Here is an 18,418-nt window from a genome sequence, read left to right on the forward strand (position 1 = left end):
CTTACCGCCTAGCTGCAATTCAAATTATTTAGAGTATTGTTTTTCTGGCATATTTTAGTGATCACTTGCCGAGCAAGTGCAAGAAGTGAATATGTTTTTCATACTGGTCGAGGATGTCATGAATGATCTGCTCTTTCGCCCAGCCCATCACGTCGTAATCCTGCCCACCTTCTTTTAAGTGAATTTCTGCGCGATAGTATTTTTGCTCTTCACTGCGCTCTTCATCACTGTCTGTTCCCATACCTGCCAGGGCAAAGGCCGGCTGAATATAGTAACGTAGGCGAACTTCGTATAAAAAGTTCATATCTTCGCCTAAATCCACCTCAAATCCGATCCTATCGTCTTTATCGGTATGGATATGGCAAACCGTGCCTTGCTTGGCGAGCTCCTCAGAAACCATCTCCATGGATGGTTTCACGGACTCTTCCATAAAGCGTTTTACATGAGCGCGTTTCGGGAAATAGACAATATTACGTAAGCGGCGCTGCCACGGAATCGGGTTACGGCTTGCTGTTGGGGCGATAGTGGCTAATTGCTGGCTATCACGCTTATAGGCATCCACTCGTAACGCTTTGAATAATCCATAAATGGAGACAAGCAGAACAGCGGCGAATGGCAAGGCACTAGCGATGGTTAAGGTTTGCAGCGCCTGCAATCCTCCCGCCAACAGCATGGTGATTGCCACAACACCCATTAATCCAGCCCAGAAAATACGTTGCCAGACTGGCGTATCGGAATCGCCACCCGAGGCGAGGGTATCGACCACCATGGCACCGGAGTCTGCGGAGGTGACAAAGAATACCACCACCATCAACATGGCGAAGAAAGATAATACTGTTGAGAACGGGAAGTAAGTTAGAAATTCAAATAGGGCGAGTGACACATCCGATTGCACCGTTTCTGCCAGTCGGGTTGCCCCTTGGTTTTTGATTAAATCAATGGCGGTATTACCAAAGAACGTCATCCACATTAGGGTAAAGCCCGCAGGAACAAACAGAACGCCAGTGACAAACTCACGAATGGTACGACCGCGAGAAATTCTTGCGATAAACATCCCAACAAATGGTGACCATGATAACCACCAGCCCCAATACAGCAGCGTCCAACCCCCTAGCCAATCACTGGATTTAGGTTCGTAGGCATACAAGTTAAACGTTTTGCTGACGATCTCTGAGAGATATCCCCCCGTATTTTCAACAAAGGATTTTAGCAATAAGACCGTCGGACCTAAGATCACAATCAACAGTAACAACAGGAAGGCGAGACCGAGGTTCAGCTCAGATAAAATACGGATCCCTTTATCTAATCCAGAGACGACGGATAAAGTCGCGAGAGCGGTGAAGGCGATAATCAAGCCAACTTGCACGGTTTCATTCACCGGTAAACCGAACAGATGGTTCATTCCCGCGTTAACTTGCAGTACCCCAAAGCCAAGAGAGGTCGCGACACCAAATACGGTACCGACTACCGCAAACACATCGACAGCGTGACCTAAAGGACCATAAATTCGGTCACCAATAATGGGATATAGGGCTGAGCGCAGGGTAAGTGGCAATCCGTGGCGATAGCTGAAAAAGGCCAGAATCAAGGCGACAATGGCGTAGATAGCCCAAGCGTGTAATCCCCAATGGAAGAACGTCAGGCGCATGGCTTCTTTGGCGGCTTCTACGGTTTGCGGATCCCCTACTGGTGGATTGAGATAGTGCATGACGGGCTCGGCAACGCCGAAGAACATCAAGCCGATCCCCATTCCAGCGGAGAACAACATGGCAAACCACGAGACATAGCTGAAGTTGGGCTGTGCGTGATCAGGACCTAATTTTATCTGTCCATAACGCGAGAGTCCCAGATAAGTCACACTCAACAAAATGATGGCTACAGCGAGAATGTAGAACCAACTGGCGTTGTTAAATAGGTTCTTTTGAAGATGACTTAGATGAGATTCTGCCATTTCAGGCATTAAGGCGGCAAAACCGACGATAAGCAGAATAATGATAGCCGAACTGTAAAACACAGGGGGGCTGATTTTGGTGCGTACTTTTTTGTTTTCAGTCACGTTTTGACTCATAACGACCTTCTTTGATTTTTATTTTATTTTTTGCATACCAATCTTAAGGGGGCATGCGGCGAGCTGTCCTTCTGAATGAAACAATAGGTTATTGCGAAAGGGTTTCCCTATAGGAAACGAAATAGAAAGAACAATAAAATGGCTAAATTGTGAGCGTTGATAACGATGATTTATGGCTGAATTATCAACAAAAATTGGTAAGTGGTGACCCCCTTTGAACCCTGTGATGAACAAAAAACGAAAGGGTATACTGCCATGGTAGGCATTAATGATCAACCTAAGCGGTAAAATGAAAATAAACATAGGGTGTAAATTTCATGTTATTTATCAATTCATTGTTTATTTATCTTACTGTATTTTGGTGTTATTTATGGAAATGTAGCCAAGTGAGCAAAAGAGATAATTATGTGGCTAAAAATAGCCTTAAAGCGGGCTAAATAGCAAAATGAATTAACGCTTATGCGCATAAAAAAAGCAGACAATATCAGTCTGCTTTGGAATGAAAAAAGGGGAAAATGCGATGATTTATTTCTTCGCATCATTCTCTGATTTTAACGCTTCGGTTTTGTCTTTAGCGTCAGTGGCGAGTTCGTCAGCCTTGTTAATGGCATCCGTTTTCATGTCTTGCGCTTTTTCTGAAAACTCACTAGATGCTTTGTCATACTGTTCTTTGAGTTTATCGGCCGAGTCAGATGCGTCTTGTTTCAGCTCATCCGCTTTTTTCTCACCTTGGTCTGCTAACTCTTTGGCTTTGTCTGAGAGTTCAGATGCTTTGTCTGAAGCATCGTTTTTCACATCTTGCGCGGTGGCTTTTGCGCTATCAGATAACTCAGTCGCTTTTTGCTCAGTCGCATCTTTTAACTGGGTAGCTTTTTCTTCGACTTGTTGAACCGCATCGTCTTTTTTTGATGAGTCATCGCAGCCAGCGACAAGGGTTAAAACGCCAGCAACAACAAGAGAAGAAATGATTTTATGTTTCATTATTAATTCCTTAACAGGTCATGTTAGAAAAATACTAATTAAACGGTAAATTCATTTGGGGCTAAAATACCGACATAAACACATCAAAATGTAGCACACGAAATGGAAAAAGATCCATGTGGCGTCTGTAAAGATGTGTGGAAAGGTACTTGTGTGGGAAGGAGAGAGCGCAAGTGAGTAAACACCCACTTGCGCTGATTGAGGGTTATTTCTTTAAGTCGTCATACAGCATCATGGATGCTTTATTTTCTGGGTCACCAATCCAACGAGGTTGTGGTTGGTACTCATTGTTAATCAGACTTTTTTGTGGCTCAAATCCGGTGTACTTGAAACCTGCCAAATCAGACCATGTATAGATAAAATCCATATTGCTGTATGGGCGAGCGGTTTTATCTTTCAAGTCAAATTGATGAGTCTGTAACCATTCTGGCGACTGCCATACTAAGAATGGAACGTTGTACATCACTTTGCTTGGCTTGCCTTCACTACGACCTAACATTTCATGTGGCGGCGTGTCGTAAACATCTTCACCATGATCGGAGAAGAAGACTAAGAAACCATTTTCTTTTGAAGAATCGAAATCTTTAATCAGCGTAGAAACCACATAGTCATTGTAATGCTGAGCATTATCATAGGCATTGTAATCTTTGATTTGGTCGCCTTTTAAGTTGGTTGGCACTGGGCTATTGCTATCGGTGAAGATGGCTTTATCTTCAGGATAACGGAACTCATAGCGCATATGGGTACCCAACAGGTGCACCACAATAAATTTCTTCTCAGCAGGATCAGCTAAGGCTTCTTTGAATGGGTCAAGCACCACGTCATCATAAATACGGGAGCTTTGCGCCATATCGTTGTTCAAATAATATTGCTTATCGGTTTGACGAGAGAACGCCGTTAGCAGCGTATTTCGCTCGGTCATGGTTTGCTGATTGGTGATCCAGAATGTTTTAAAGCCCGCTTGCTTCATCATATTCATAATCGATGGGCGGGAATTAAACAGATCAGGCTCAGTTTCTGAAGCAAAAGTTAAAATCTGTTGCAACGCTTCGATGGTATAAGGGCGTGGCGTGACCACATCATTAAAGACCGTCAAATTGTTTGGATACTGTTTTTCCAGTTGATCAAGCTCTGGCGTTGTTTGACGAGAATAGCCATACAAGCTCATTCTGTCGCGGCTGGTGGATTCACCAATCACTAACACAAACGTTCTTGGGGTATTGCCATTGGCATCAACAAAGTTTTCTAACGGTGGAATTTTGCTGTTGTCGCGGATTAATTCTTCCATGTTTGCCAGCTGGTTCTTATACAGGAAGTAACCACTTACAAACTGCCATGGTGCGGCATACGCTAATTTACTGTTAACGTAGGAAACGACGTTCTCAAAAGGGCGTTGCTGTTTGATGGCTTTGTTGTAGTAAGGCACACCAAATAGCACGATCAGAACGAGCGCGGACACAATCACACGTCCAGGTACTGGCAACGTGACAGGTTTTAAACGTGTCCATAGGAAAATAGCGCCGAGGGTGTAAGCCAAAATCACCGCAATCACTTTAAAGCTCAGATATTGGCGTAAGAATTCACCCGCTTCGTTGGTGTTGGTTTCGAACATCACAAACATCACGCTTTGGGATAATTGATGCCCATACACCACGAAATAAGCAAGAGCGACGACCGAGGATAGCCATAAAACAATCCCGATTAAGCCTGCTACTAGTTTGATTTTTCTAGGGAAAAATAGTGCGGGAACGAGCCAGAGTGAGCTATAGAGTAGAGAATCTCTTAACCCGATGGTATTACTTTGCCCGGTGATAACCACATACAGCTGTAATAAAGATGAAAAATACCAGAAAAATATTAGCAGCCAGAACAAGGACATCCAGCTAAACTTTCCTGCTTTTATCGAATTAACCATAAATTTTTAGCTCTTAATTATTAGTTTCGTTAAGTAACAATCAAAACATAGTCGAAAAATCGTTTTTTAGATAGATAGTTATCGAGTAAGTTCAAATTATATTAAGAATGTGTTTACTGTTTTATTGTTTATTGTAGATGCAGATAAGAACTAATTTATTACATTGTTTATCAATGATTTTTAAATCATTTATAAATTTTTCTTTTTGGCGCTCATTTAATGATTAACCTATTAAGAAATGAGGCTTTCCTTCACATTTTTCATTTATTGCATAAGCAATGGAATTGATATTATTCTTTGTTAATCTATTAGCTAGAAATACTGATGGCATTTAATTGATAGGGGATGCTTAATGCGAGGCATAAACGATGCTAGATAACGCCTTTGTGGCTTTTTTGAAATCCGCTTTAGCCGTGAGAATTCTGCTCTCCATTTTGATTATTGTTGATGGCGGGCTCATCTTAAAGCCCATCTTAAGTGCTTACACGGACTATATCGATTGGCGCCAAAGTGGATTTACCGAGTGGTTAAAATCCTTAGGGTTTATGAAATTGCTGGATATTCCCCGCTTCTTATTGGGTATCTCGCTTATCTTTCTTTCGCTATTTATGATCAATGGCGCGCGCATTGCATGGGTTTTCGCACTCTTATTATTGGCAATCATTGCCTTTGTTGACTTAAAAGTGGCGACGGAACATGTGCGACAAGGTTATTTCTCTTTTGGCTTGTTTGTCGCATTAACACTCTTTTGGAAACTGTACCCTCGACACAGTATCAGTAGCGCGGGGTTTGTGGCGCTCACCTGTATTATTTCATTATTGCTCTATTCCATTTTCGGTACGCTGTATATCGGCGATGAATTCTTACCCGTTGTGAAGGATGGCACCACGGCATTTTATTTTGCGCTGGTGTGTATGACGACCGTAGGGTTTGGCGATATTGTTCCTGTCACCCTGGATGCTAGGGTCTTTACGGTGACTGTAATTATCTTAGGGATCACCATTTTTACTACCTCCGTAGTGTATGTGGTAGGCGTATTAGCCAAAGGTACCAAAGAGATTGTTCGCAAGAGGTTTTCATATATGAAAAATCATTATGTGGTGATTGGTAGTACACCGATGGCGGTTAACGTCTATCAAGCACTGAAAAAACGGGAACTGCCTGTCGCCGTGATTTGCCAAGAAAGTCACCGCAGCCACTATCCCGAAAAAGATAATATCGTGACAGGAGACCCAACGGACTCCGCTTTATTGGCAGAAGCCAATGTGAAACAGGCGAAATGTGTGCTGATCATGACCGATAGTGACTCGTTAAGTACCTTTGCCTTGCTCGGTGTAAAAGCGCAATCGGGTAGTAAAAGCGAAGCAAAAACCGTGGTATTGGTTAACCAAGAATCAAACATGGATAAAATCCGTTTGCTGAACCCGGATATGCTGTTTTCACTCTCGTCCCTTGGCTCGGAAGTTTTGATGCAAGTGCTTTGCGGTGAAACAATTTCTAATGACAGCATTAGTGATATGCTGCTGAACAAAATTACAAAAAGCTAGCGACCTCACGGATGTTAAAAGGAACTCAGCCCCATGTTAAGTGCGGATAAAATTACCTGCCATCGACAAAATAGAACGCTATTTCGGCAGCTGGATTTTTCGGTTATGCCGAACCAAATTTTGCAGGTAGAAGGACCTAACGGGGCAGGTAAAACCACACTGTTACGCATGATGGCTGGGTTATTAAAGCCGGATGAAGGTGAAATTTTATGGCAGCAGCACTCCATTGAAAAACTTAAGGAAGAGTTTACTCGCCACTTGCTGTATCTAGGGCATAAACCGGCTGTAAAATCACTGTTAACCCCCTATGAAAACCTGAAGTTTTATTACCAAATGCACCACCAAGAACCTGAAGGCGACAAAGTTTGGTCTGCGCTAGAAGAAGTCTCTTTGATGGGGTATGAGGATATTCCTGTCGGGCAGCTTTCAGCAGGGCAACAGCGCCGAGTCAACCTTGCCCGCTTATGGTTAAGCGATGCGCCACTGTGGATTTTGGATGAGCCATTCACGGCGATTGATGTGGCGGGGGTAAATCGTTTAACTGAGTGTTTTCATCAACATGCAGAGCAAGGTGGCATGATTTTATTTACGTCGCACCAAGCGATGACAGGGCACTTTGGGACATTAAAACTGACAGGTGGGTACGAGTGATGTTTTGGCTATTAATAAAAAGAGAGCTTAAAATTGCCTTTCGTAGCTTCTCCGAATTGGTTAACCCACTGTGGTTTTTCTTAATCGTCATCACGCTTTTTCCATTGAGCATTGGACCTGAACCGCAATTATTGGCACGGATCTCTGTGGGGATTTTTTGGGTTGCCGCCATTTTATCGTCGTTGCTTTCGTCAGAACGTTTATTTAAAGATGACTATCTGGATGGCTCGTTAGAGCAATTATTACTGGCACCACACCCTCTGTTTATCACGGTTTTAGCCAAAGTGATTTCCCACTGGCTAGTGACGGGACTGCCTCTGGTGCTACTGTCTCCTGTTGCAGCGGTAATGTTATCAATTAATGGCGACACATTATTGGTGCTAGCGGGGACGTTACTGCTAGGAACGCCAGTATTGAGCTTTATTGGTGCGATTGGTGCTGCGCTCACCGTATCATTAAAAAAGGGGGGCGTACTGGTCAGTTTACTGGTGCTACCGCTGTATATTCCGGTGTTAATTTATGCGACGGGCACGATGGAAGCATACAGTTTTAATATGCCTCTTGGCGGATATTTTGCGATCCTCGGCGCACTATTTGCCGCAAGCATCACCTTTTCTCCGTTGGCAATTGCTGCCGCATTGAAGATCAACGTGAGTAACAGCTAGGGGAGATTTTTTCCAATTGAGCTGATACAGTCGGTGATGTGATGCTCAGTGTAAAAGGAAAAAACGTCATGCCCGCTGTTCCCTTCATCAGTAGCGATAATTTTAGCCGGCTGTTATCTGACCCGATGCAGCCGAGCGGGCAATGGGCGTTAATCTATTTTTGTGCATCATGGTGCCAGCCATGTAAGAGCATGCAGCCTATCTATTTACAACTCACGGATTACTTTTCTGATAATGGTACGCACTTTGGCGGTCGTATAAATTTTGGTGGCAGTATACATTTTGGAATAGTAGATATCGCTCAATCTCCGACAATAGCCCCTCAGTATGGAATTAAATCCGTGCCTTCCATTGCGCTTTTCCATGATTCTCGTCTTGTGGATTTAATGGCAGGGGAATATCGACTTTCACAGCTGATTACTCAAATAGAAAATAGGTTGCTATGTTCACATTGATATTAGAAGGTTTGGTGATTGGCTGCCTATTAGGATTAACGGGCGCTGGTGGTGGTATTTTAGCGGTTCCTGCCTTGATGACATCTCAAGGATGGGGCGTTGCACTCGCCGCACCAGTGGGGTTATTGGCCATTACATTGGCGGCATTAGTTGGTGCTATTCAAGGGCTTATTCAGCAGAATATTCGTTATAAAGCAGCTATTTGGATTGCGTTAATTAGCATTCCTACCGCGAAATATGGCGTTTATTTAGCACAAATTGTTTCACCCCAATGGCTGACTTTAGCATTTAGTCTCGTGATGCTGGTGGTTGCATATCGTATTGTTTTTAAGAAAGTAATTAAAGATGATGATGCTCCGTGCAAAATAAACCAGCAAACAGGAAAATTTATTTGGAATATCAAAACGGCATCTATATTAGGGGGAATTGGATTAGTTGCTGGATTACTGACGGGGCTATTAGGTGTAGGCGGCGGGTTTATTATTGTGCCTGCAATGAAAAAGTTCACCAATTTAAACCTTAAAAGCATTATTGCCACCTCGCTGATGGTGATATTCCTCATTGGCAGCATTAGTATTTCAATTAATATATTGAATGGTTTTGAATATCCATTAGAGGTGAGCGCAACTTTTATTTTAGCCTGCGTTTTAGGGCTGGTTGTTGGGCGTTTTTTGATTGGCTATATCCCTGTTAATATTGTTCAAACTATATTTGCATTATTGGTTGTTTTTGTTTCATTTTATTTGTTATATTCAATTTTTATTTTTATAAAAAATAATGGAATCCCCAGTTTTTTAATATAATAACTTCATTTCCACTACTCATTTATTAGTGGTTTTTCAGTTATTTTACTTTTAAAATATTTTTTTATATTTGGCTTGATTCAAATTGAGAATATTAGGCATAAGATGCTATTGGTTTGATGTATAAGAAAGAAAACTGATTTATCTTCAATGATAAACAGGTATAATGGATTAATCGCAATTCTTATTCAGCAGCGACATCAACAGGACACGCTATACCCTACCAAATACAATAATCATTACAGGTTGACTAGCATAAATATGACTAAACAAGATAGTTCAACAACCATCATTGATATCGCCAAACGCGCGAATGTGACCGATATTACGGTATCTCGAGCTTTTAATCACCCAGAATTGGTAAAAAAAGAGACGCGAGAAAAAATACTCGCTATCGCGCAAGAATTAAATTATGTCCCCAATGTATTTGCTCGGAATTTAAAGAATAAAAATAGCCGCATTATTGGGGTTGTTACGGACAGTACCTTTAACCCGTTCTATGTTGTATTAATCCAGACGGTTTCCCGCTTAGCGAAAGAGAAAGGGTATCAGGTGATGATCTTTGATACCGATAGCGATGAAAAAGCCGAGCAAACGGCTATTGAAACCTTAGTCAGCTATAAGGCTAGCGGTATTTTACTTTCGCCTGTGCGTGACGATAAAGCCTATCAACCGAGTTATTTATCACTGATTGATCAGCATAAAGTCCCTCTGGTTTTTGTTGACCGTTCTATTTATGGCAAAGATTACCCTGGGCTATTTTTGAAGAACTTTGAAATCGGGGCATTAACCGGTAAATATCTCAATCAGCAACGCAGCGAAAATACCTTAATTGTCTCAGGGCCTGAGCATTCTGAAATTAGTCTTTCACGCTTAGCGGGTATTTATGATCAATTTACTAACCGTAAAAATATTCATGTCCTGTACAGTAGTTATATTTTTAGTAAGAAAGATGAAGAGTATTTAAGAGAAAAAATAAAAGAACTCTATACACCCAATATGTATATCGTGGGCTTAAACGGAATTATTACCGCGGGGATGTACAAAATTATTTCTGAACTCGGATTATCTTGCCGTTATTTCTCGGTGGACTTACCGCCTTATGCTGATACTTATCATTTATCGATTTCAGGCGTTCACCATGACTCAGTTTATTTAGGTAAACGAACAGCGGAATTACTGTTTGCAGAGATAGAAGGTGGTACCACTAAAGAAACGGGTTCCAAGCAAATTTTCGTCAATGGAAAACTTGTGACTTACGATTAAAAAAATAAGGATTTCATCATGAAATCCTTATTTGTTGTTTTTCGTAACAGCGTGAAAATCAACGCTTCATTGAGCTAATTAAGGTTGCGCCCCAGATAATTAGGCCTTTTACAATATATTGAACGTACGGTGAGATACCCAGAAGGTTCAAGCCATTGTTTAGTACACCTAAAATCATTGCGCCGATCAATGTGCCGATGATCATCCCGCGACCGCCTGCGATAGATGCACCACCCAAAACGACTGCTGCAATAGCATCAAGTTCAAAACCGACACCGGCATTAGGCTGACCGCTCATAACGCGAGAGGTAAAAATCAGTCCGGCAAATGCGGCAGTGAAACCACTGATGACGTACACCAACATTTTATAGCGCTCAACGCGGATACCACTTAAACGCGCCGCCTCTTCGTTACCGCCAATGGCATAAATATAGCGGCCGAATGGAATATGATTAAGCACCACATAAAAAATCAGATACAGACCTAGCATTAATAGGATAGGTACCTGAATTCCCATCAACTCTTCACGTCCCCAAAAAGCAAACTCTTGAGGTAAGCCAGAAATAGGGTAGCCACCGGTGTAAATTAGCGCTAAGCCTTTCGCAATAATCATGGCGCCTAAGGTCACGATAATTGGCGGCATTTTACCGTAAGCAGTTAAAATCCCATTAATAAATCCAAACGCGATACCAGATAACAGACCCAGAGCAATGGCAATGGAAGGATCCATACCATAATATTTCATTAATCCAGCCATCAATGTACCGGATAGCGCCATCACCGCCCCAACGGAAAGGTCGATCCCTCCGGTTAAGATGGCAAATGTCATCCCGATAGCAATGATTGCATTAATAGAAACTTGGCGGGCAATAGTAGATAAGTTATTTACCGTTAAAAAATGCTCATTAAAAATGGACATACAAGCAAATAAAATAATTAACCCAACGAGAGGTAAAAATGCCGGTATCTTGGTTAATTTGGCAAAATTAAATTTATTCTTCGCCAGTGGAATTGTACTTTGGTTAGACATAGTCATGATCCTATATAATATTGCCGGCCGCATGTAACATAATCTGGGTTGAGTTAATCTCGTCCCCACTTAATTCAGCAGCAACTTCACCATCTCGAAACACCAAAACTCGATCGCTCACGCCAATAACTTCAGGCAGCTCTGAGGAAATCATAATAATTGAGATCCCTTTTTCGGTAAGTGAACGCATTAATTGATAGATTTCTGATTTTGCTCCGACGTCGATACCCCGTGTAGGCTCATCGAAAATAAGAATTTTGGCTTGTTTATTTAGCCAACGTGCAATCACCACTTTTTGTTGGTTTCCACCGCTAAGCGTTGAAACCGCTGTATCTGCTTCTGGTGTTTTAACTTTGACTTGCGAAATTAAATCAAGAGATAACAAATGTTCTTTTTTATTTTGAATTAAGAACAGTTTTTGAGCGTGGTTATTTAGCCAAATATTTTCTTTAACTGAGAATGGCAAAACCAAACCTTGGGTTTTACGGCTTTCAGGTAAAAGTCCAATGCCTAACTGGAGCGCTTGTGCCGCAGATTTCATTTTGACTTCTTGCCCCTCTAGAACCACTTTTTTCTTGTAGGCTTTATCCGCGCCCATCATGGCGAGAATATTTTCAGTGCGGCCAGAGCCGACTAAGCCTGCAAGACCGAGGATCTCGCCTTTTTTCAATTGAATGCGATTGGTTGGGCTAGAAGCAAACCGCTGAATTTGAGCGTCTAGAATGACCTCTTGTCCATCAAAATGACGTTTTGGCGGGTAGATATTTTCGACTTCACGACCCACTATCATTTCGATGATCACATCAAGGTCGGTATCATCCACCTTACGGGATCCAATATATTGACCATCTCGCAATACGCTAATGGTGTCGCAAATTTCATAAATCTCTTCCAAGTGGTGAGAGATAAAGAACATGCCGACGCCTTTTGCTTTCAGGTCACGCATCACATCAAATAGGTGATTGGCTTCTTTGGGGGTTAATGTTGCCGTTGGCTCATCTAGTACCAATATTTTGGCATCCAGAGAAAGCGCTTTGGCAATTTCCACAAATTGTTGTTCAGCAATACTTAAATGGCTAATGGGTTCATCAATATCAATATTAACGCCCAACTCAGATAGGATTATCTGCGCTTTTTCACGCATCAGCTTTCTATCTAATAAGCCAAATTTATTTTTAATTTCCCGGTTTAAAAAGATATTTTCAAAAGCATTTAAATAAGGGATTAACGAAAACTCTTGGAAAATAATACCGACGCCCGCTTTAATGGCATCACGATAATTATGGAAGGTGTACTCTTCGCCTTCGATAAGTATTTTCCCGCTATCTGGTTTATGAATTCCACACAGCACTTTCATTAGCGTTGATTTACCCGCACCATTTTCACCCAGCAGTGCGTGTACCTCTCCTTTTTCTAAAGAGAGATTAATATTATCTAGCGCCTTAACCCCAGGGAAAGTTTTACTGACATCTTTTAATGCTAACAATTGCATCATGTTGCTTCCCTTATTTTCTTTACCGCTTAAAAATGGGTAACAAAGCGAGTTGGAAAGTGAAATGCTTTCCAATAAACAGAGTGTCATTCATTTTTATTAAGAGTATTGCGCCGGGGAATAATCCGTAGGCGCAATACCGAGTTCGACTTATTTATTTACTTTGTTAATTGCTGATTACCAATGGAAATCTTTAGCATTGGTTTTATCGATTAACTTAACATCCAGAGGAACTTCTTTAGGTACGTTAGCTCCCCAGTGTTTTGCTAAGCCCATGGCTAAACCAATACGTACTTGGTCACGTGGGAATTGTGCGGAAGTAGCGATAAACGGTGAATTACCTTTGGCAATTTCAGCGACGGCTTCAGGAGAACCATCAACACTCACCAGTTTCACATCACGACCTGCAGATTCGATTGCCGCTAATGCGCCTAAAGAACCCACATCGTTCACACTAAAGATACCATTCAAGCCAGGGTTAGCTTGCAGCATGTTTTCAGTGACGTTCATCGCAGTATCACGCTCTTGTTTACCGTTTAATTTGGTCACAATCTTGATGTTTGGATACTCTTTCATGGCGGCTTCAAAACCACGAACACGCTCAAGGATTGGCACGACAGGGATACCATCAAGGATAGCCACTTCGCCTTTACCACCTAATGATTCACCTAAACGTTTACCCGCCATTAGACCTGCTTCGTAGTTTTTAGAACCCACGAATGAGTCGATTGGACCGTTAGCTTGTGCATCGATTGCAATCACCACGACACCCGCTTTTTTCGCAGCTAATACAGCTGTTTCTGCACCCACGCTATCTGCTGGGTTAATCAGCAGAATATCGATTTTTTTCTGAAGCATATCTTCGATATCGCTGGTTTGTTTTGAGACATCGTGTGCCGCATCAGCGATATAAAGTTGAGCGCCCATTTCACCTGTTGCGCTTTCTAAAGCCTCTTTCATGGTCACGAAATATTCGTTATTCAGTTCTTGAAACGACATTCCGACAGAAACAGGTTTTGCTGTCGCGTTAAAAGCCATGCCCAGTGTTAAAACGCTTGCTGCAACAGCTAACTTTTTAAATTTACTCAACATAAGATGTTCTCCTAAAGAGTCTTTAGTGTTATAGGGTACTGCTAATATTTATGATTATTAATGACTTACTTTAATTATGCTGATATTGCATTTCACTATATTGCACTACAACAGCATTATGGCTTGATAACGACTTTGATAGAGTCTGCCGATTTCGCCATAACAAATGCCTCTTCCCAATCATCGATTGAGTAGAAGTGGGTAACGATATCGTCAGCACATACTAACCCGCGGCTAAATAGGTCAATGGCGACCTCGTAGCTGTATGGGCCTAAGTGAGCACCTCGGATATCTAACTCTTTACGGTCACCGATAATTGACCAGTCTACGGTGGTTTCTTTACCGAAAACGCTGAACTCGACGAAGCGACCCAGTTTACGGATCATTTCTAACCCTTGAGTCACGCCGATTGGAGCACCAGTCGCTTCGATGTACACATCGCAACCGTAACCTTCGGTCATCTCTTTAACCAGTTTGATGGCATCTTCTTTCAGTGGGTTGATCACCACGTCAGCACCAAATTTCTTCGCTAATTCAAGGCGTTCATCGATAGCATCGATAACGACTAATTTTTTCGGGGTTTTGAGTTTCGCGACTTGGATCATGCACAGACCCAGTGGACCTGCACCTGCGATAACGACAACGTCATTTAAATCGATATCACCACGACGAACGGTATGGATAGCGCAGGCCATTGGCTCGATTAACGCCGCATCTTTTTCTGAAAGCTCATCTGGAATTTTGTGAATAATGGCACGCTCAGAAAAACGCATATATTCCGCCATCCCACCATCGGCAACTTCTTTTTGGAAGCCGTAAATATCATGGGTTTCGCACATCCAATATTTGCCTGACTTACAGAAACGACACTCCCAGCAAGGCACGATTTGTTCCGCTAAAATACGATCGCCTACTTTCAGACCATATTTTTCACCAGAACCTTCGCCCAGCTCAGCGACGCGTCCGTAAAATTCGTGTCCTGGTACGACAGGGGCTTTGATCCATGGGTTTTCACCCCAGAACATTTGAGCGCCATCATTCGCTTTACAGTCACCTGCACAGATACCGCATCCATCTACTTTGATGACCACTTCACGAAATCCTGGTGTTGGTCTTTTTATCGCTTCAAAGCGGTAATCATGGGGGCCATGACATACAACAGCTTTCATTTTTTCAGGTAGGGTACTCATATTCTAATAACCTCATTCTGGATGTTGGCTATAATGTTGACGTCAACATTAAACGTCGTTTTTGTAAGTAAACCGTTCTCTTTGTAATGCTTGACGGCTAAAAATAATAATGGTGTGAGAAAAGTGATGCTCTATTGTTATAAATAAATTGTTTAGTTTTTAATATGACGACGTCGTCATTTTTGAGAGATGCTAAATAAAAAAGTGATAATTGTGATTCAAATCCTATTTTTTATTTAAGAACTCTTTTGTTTATGAGGTTTGTTTGCCAGACAAAAATGCAAACTATAGTGGATGCGATGATTTTCGAAAGAGTATAATTAGTTTCGTTATTTTCAGAAGTGAAGAATCTTTGAAAAAACATTTCAGCTAACACTTTAAGGTGAAATTTGAATTTGTTTGCGTCATTAATGTGATCATGATCGATTTGGTGTAGCGTATAAATCTCTATTAATCCTTTTCTTTGCTATTTTTCCGATTGAATAAAAAGTGTTATATCGATAACTTAAATTAAATATCTTAGCATTAATGATTTTTTTAATTAAAAGGCATAAAAATGGCAACGACAATGATTGTTCTTCTGGTTTTACTGCTTATTTTAGCGGGATGGGGTATTTCTATTTATAACCGCTTGGTGAGTACCCGGAACCAAGTTAGCAATCAATTTGCCAATATTGATGTGATTTTAAAACAGCGTGCTGACCAAATTCCCCAGCTAGTCACGATAGTTGAAAAAGCCATGGAGCATGAAAAAGCGCTATTTACTTCATTGAGTGATGCTCGCCAAAATTATTTCAGTGCTAAAAATGTGAATGAAAAAATTGCTGCATCAAATGAAATGGATAAAGCGTTAAAAAGCCTCGTCGCGGTTGCTGAAAACTACCCAACGCTAATATCGGGTGAGCAATTTACCCAATTACAAATCGCACTAAGCGAAGTGGAAGATAAAATTGCTCAGCGCCGCGAAGGCTTCAATGATGCAACAACGGAATACAATACGGCGATCCAAATGTTCCCAGACAGTATTTTTGCCAATATTTTTGGTTTTACTGCGTTGCCTTTATTGGAAATCACTGAAGCTGAGAAAAAATATGATGGTATTCAATTCAAATCATAATCACCGTTAAAGGTATCATCTGTGAATATCTACTATTTTTTAGGTGCCGTATTAGGCGGCATTCTTTTTTATTTAGACAGAAAGTATTCAAAAAAGCGTAAATTAAACTGGGGCATTATTCTTTTTACTGCGGTGCTATTTGGGGCATGGGAAACTATCTCGCCGAGACCTGGTGAATATGAACGCTACTTTTTCTATGCTGTGGCAGTAGGGATGGCTTTTGCGGCTAGTCGTATTGTCGTTGGAATAACGGAAAGTGCGTATGATCGCTATCAACGTTTGCAAAAGGAAGGCTCCTCCAAATTTATTGCATTATTAAAAACCCTTGTTGGCACTGCATTGGCTGGGTGTTTAACCATGGGCTTTTTTATTGATATTCGCCTCTTTTTTGTGGCTTTCGTCTTATTGTTTGTTTTCAGTTTTATTCAAAATACCCCCGAAAAACGCTTTCTAAAGTTTCAAAAGAACCTCGCAACTTCAAAAATTCGCTCAATTGCGATGGGGCTCGTAGAAGTAGAAGGGAAAATAACCTCAGGAAAGGAAGTCAAAAGTAAGTTAGGTAATCGTAGCTGTTATGGTGCTTTTTATTACGAGTACTCTATCTCTACGGATAAAGAAGGTAAAAAAAGTTATACCCTCAGAGACAGCAGTGTTCAGCTACATAATTTCACCATGACGGATGATACTGGCTCTGTGAATGTGATTTGTGACCCAGATTATTTTGTCCATACCGGATTATCCCCCCATATGGATTATGAGAGTGGCAATCGTCGTTATAAAGAGTATTTACTTGAAAGTGGGAAGAGCTATTTATTGATTGGGTCAGCGGACAGTGAGAATGGCAAAGTGGTGATCACCCGTAAAGCGCCACACATGTTATTAGGTGTTTCGCCATCAGATTATGTGACTCGCTGGAATAAATCCGCGCCAATGCGTCGGAATATTGGAGTGACAGCAATGATTGCAGCTATTCTGATTGCGCTAATATTAATGACGCCAGTGAGTTATCAAGATGGATACTTAACGCTTCATTTTAACCAAATTTCGTTATCTGACAGTGAATGATATGAATCAGATTATCTTTTGGATTTTTGTCGCGGTGATAGGCACCATTTTGGTTCGCTATATTGTGGGGATCTACAACAATATTATTTTCTTGAAAAATAATTGCGACAAAGCATTTGCCAATATTGATGTGCTCCTAAAAAAACAGGCAGATTTAATGCCACAATTAACAATCGTAGCGGAAGGGGCAATGACTCATGAAAAGCGTTTAATTAGCGAATTACTGCAAAGTCGTCAGCACTATTTATCCACGGAACAGCTCGACGTTAAAGTGGATTCCGCAAACCAATTTCGCTCACATTTAAAGCCGATTTTTTTACTGGCAGAAAAATACCCCAAGCTGATTAGCCAGCAGGCGTTATTAGCATTACAAACGTCAGCAAAAGGGTTAGAAGACCAAATTGCGGATCGCCGAGAATTTTTTAATCAAACAGTCACGTTATACAACACCAACATTCGTCTTTTCCCGAATCTCATTTTTACACTCTTATTCCGTTTTAAAGATATTCCCTTGCTGTATGTTCAACAGGAGTCTGCATCATGATCACAATTCCTTTTTCATGGTTTGGTTTCACCGATTGGTTGGTGAATAAAGGGGAGCCGGGGTTGATCGTGATGTTTGCTACGTTTGGAATGATCCCTGCCTGTATTGTTTTCACGCTAGTGATGAGAATGATCGGGATGAAGAAATTTATCGCACCCGTAGTATTGGGCATGATTAGCTCAATGTTTATCAGCATGATGGTGCTTATTCCGCTGTTATTAATTTTCCGCTTCGATAATATTCCAAAAGCGATGTTAGTTTGGATGGCGGTTCTAGGAAGCTGTATTGTCTTTTTCCTAATGAACATGGATTACATTGAGATTTGGTCATCAAGCCGAGAAGATAAAAAGAGTGTGACAGCGAGAAAGAAACGGAAAAAATAAAAGGCATTTTTTACTATTGTTTACATTATATATGACTGTTTTATAGCGTAAGTCAAAAAATAAATTATTAAACTGTAAGATAATGACTTCATAATCCACCAAATAAAAATCAGCTACTAGTATAAAACACAAGAAGTAAGTAGAAGTAGTCATA

The 18,418-nt window shown here is 41.2% G+C and carries 17 protein-coding genes; 10 read left to right on the top strand and 7 right to left on the bottom strand.

The window, feature by feature from the left end; translation table 11 throughout:
* Nucleotides 1-61: 61 nt before the first annotated feature.
* From GKR71_RS14940 to cptA, 3 genes are all read right to left on the bottom strand, one after another.
* On the bottom strand, nt 62-2,068 hold the full coding sequence (locus GKR71_RS14940) for a BCCT family transporter (protein WP_036954027.1): 2,007 nt from the start codon (nt 2,066-2,068) through the stop codon (nt 62-64).
* A 525-nt stretch (nt 2,069-2,593) separates the two neighbouring features.
* Nucleotides 2,594-3,049 (bottom strand): hypothetical protein, encoded by a 456-nt coding sequence (locus GKR71_RS14945; RefSeq protein WP_036954029.1) that lies wholly within the window; start codon nt 3,047-3,049, stop codon nt 2,594-2,596.
* A gap of 205 nt (nt 3,050-3,254) precedes the next feature.
* Entirely contained in the window at nt 3,255-4,964 is a 1,710-nt protein-coding gene (gene cptA, locus GKR71_RS14950; RefSeq protein ID WP_036954031.1) for a phosphoethanolamine transferase CptA, read from the bottom strand.
* Between the two features lie 368 nt (nt 4,965-5,332).
* On the opposite strand from cptA, the gene GKR71_RS14955 reads away from it, so the two are divergent.
* From GKR71_RS14955 to GKR71_RS14980, 6 genes are all read left to right on the top strand, one after another.
* Nucleotides 5,333-6,511, top strand: a complete 1,179-nt coding sequence (locus tag GKR71_RS14955) for an ion channel (RefSeq protein ID WP_036954033.1) — start codon at nt 5,333-5,335, stop codon at nt 6,509-6,511.
* Nucleotides 6,512-6,544: 33 nt separating this feature from the next.
* Nucleotides 6,545-7,162, top strand: a complete 618-nt coding sequence (gene ccmA / locus GKR71_RS14960; RefSeq protein ID WP_154634508.1) for a cytochrome c biogenesis heme-transporting ATPase CcmA — start codon at nt 6,545-6,547, stop codon at nt 7,160-7,162.
* Nucleotides 7,162-7,827 carry a heme exporter protein CcmB gene (gene ccmB, locus GKR71_RS14965; protein ID WP_154634519.1) on the top strand — a complete coding sequence of 222 codons (666 nt, stop codon included), beginning with the start codon at nt 7,162-7,164 and terminating at the stop codon, nt 7,825-7,827. Before ccmA ends, ccmB begins: the two co-directional genes overlap by 1 nt.
* Nucleotides 7,828-7,895: 68 nt before the next feature.
* Complete coding sequence (locus GKR71_RS14970; RefSeq protein WP_154600409.1) at nt 7,896-8,282, top strand: thioredoxin family protein; 387 nt, start codon at nt 7,896-7,898, stop codon at nt 8,280-8,282.
* Complete coding sequence (locus GKR71_RS14975) at nt 8,270-9,085, top strand: sulfite exporter TauE/SafE family protein (protein WP_036954041.1); 816 nt, start codon at nt 8,270-8,272, stop codon at nt 9,083-9,085. The genes GKR71_RS14970 and GKR71_RS14975 overlap by 13 nt, the downstream gene beginning before the upstream one ends.
* Nucleotides 9,086-9,346: 261 nt before the next feature.
* Nucleotides 9,347-10,351 carry a LacI family DNA-binding transcriptional regulator gene (locus GKR71_RS14980; protein WP_036954043.1) on the top strand — a complete coding sequence of 335 codons (1,005 nt, stop codon included), beginning with the start codon at nt 9,347-9,349 and terminating at the stop codon, nt 10,349-10,351.
* Nucleotides 10,352-10,409: 58 nt separating this feature from the next.
* Here the strand turns inward: GKR71_RS14980 and GKR71_RS14985 are convergent, their stop codons facing one another.
* From GKR71_RS14985 to GKR71_RS15000, 4 genes are all read right to left on the bottom strand, one after another.
* Nucleotides 10,410-11,381, bottom strand: coding sequence for an ABC transporter permease (locus GKR71_RS14985; protein WP_036954045.1), 972 nt, complete (start codon nt 11,379-11,381; stop codon nt 10,410-10,412).
* 10 nt (nt 11,382-11,391) lie between these two features.
* Entirely contained in the window at nt 11,392-12,876 is a 1,485-nt protein-coding gene (locus tag GKR71_RS14990) for a sugar ABC transporter ATP-binding protein (protein WP_154634509.1), read from the bottom strand.
* A gap of 174 nt (nt 12,877-13,050) precedes the next feature.
* Nucleotides 13,051-13,911: an ABC transporter substrate-binding protein gene (locus GKR71_RS14995; RefSeq protein ID WP_414153954.1), complete on the bottom strand. Its 861-nt coding sequence runs from the start codon at nt 13,909-13,911 to the stop codon at nt 13,051-13,053.
* Nucleotides 13,912-14,081: 170 nt separating this feature from the next.
* The gene (locus GKR71_RS15000; RefSeq protein ID WP_036954051.1) at nt 14,082-15,155 is read right to left on the bottom strand and encodes a zinc-binding dehydrogenase; all 1,074 of its coding nucleotides are present in this window, start codon (nt 15,153-15,155) and stop codon (nt 14,082-14,084) included.
* Between the two features lie 556 nt (nt 15,156-15,711).
* Between GKR71_RS15000 and GKR71_RS15005 the strand changes: the two genes are divergently transcribed.
* The 4 genes from GKR71_RS15005 to GKR71_RS20415 are packed head-to-tail and all read left to right on the top strand — an operon-like array spanning nt 15,712 to nt 18,264.
* Nucleotides 15,712-16,272, top strand: a complete 561-nt coding sequence (locus tag GKR71_RS15005; protein ID WP_036954053.1) for a LemA family protein — start codon at nt 15,712-15,714, stop codon at nt 16,270-16,272.
* A gap of 21 nt (nt 16,273-16,293) precedes the next feature.
* Nucleotides 16,294-17,337, top strand: coding sequence for a hypothetical protein (locus GKR71_RS15010; protein WP_036954055.1), 1,044 nt, complete (start codon nt 16,294-16,296; stop codon nt 17,335-17,337).
* A 1-nt stretch (nt 17,338) separates the two neighbouring features.
* Nucleotides 17,339-17,881: a LemA family protein gene (locus GKR71_RS15015; protein WP_036954057.1), complete on the top strand. Its 543-nt coding sequence runs from the start codon at nt 17,339-17,341 to the stop codon at nt 17,879-17,881.
* Nucleotides 17,878-18,264 (top strand): hypothetical protein, encoded by a 387-nt coding sequence (locus GKR71_RS20415; RefSeq protein WP_108479470.1) that lies wholly within the window; start codon nt 17,878-17,880, stop codon nt 18,262-18,264. Before GKR71_RS15015 ends, GKR71_RS20415 begins: the two co-directional genes overlap by 4 nt.
* Nucleotides 18,265-18,418 lie beyond the last annotated feature (154 nt).

Origin of the sequence: Providencia sp. wls1922, assembly GCF_009706505.1 — a bacterium.
Taxonomy (GTDB): domain Bacteria; phylum Pseudomonadota; class Gammaproteobacteria; order Enterobacterales; family Enterobacteriaceae; genus Providencia; species Providencia lanzhouensis.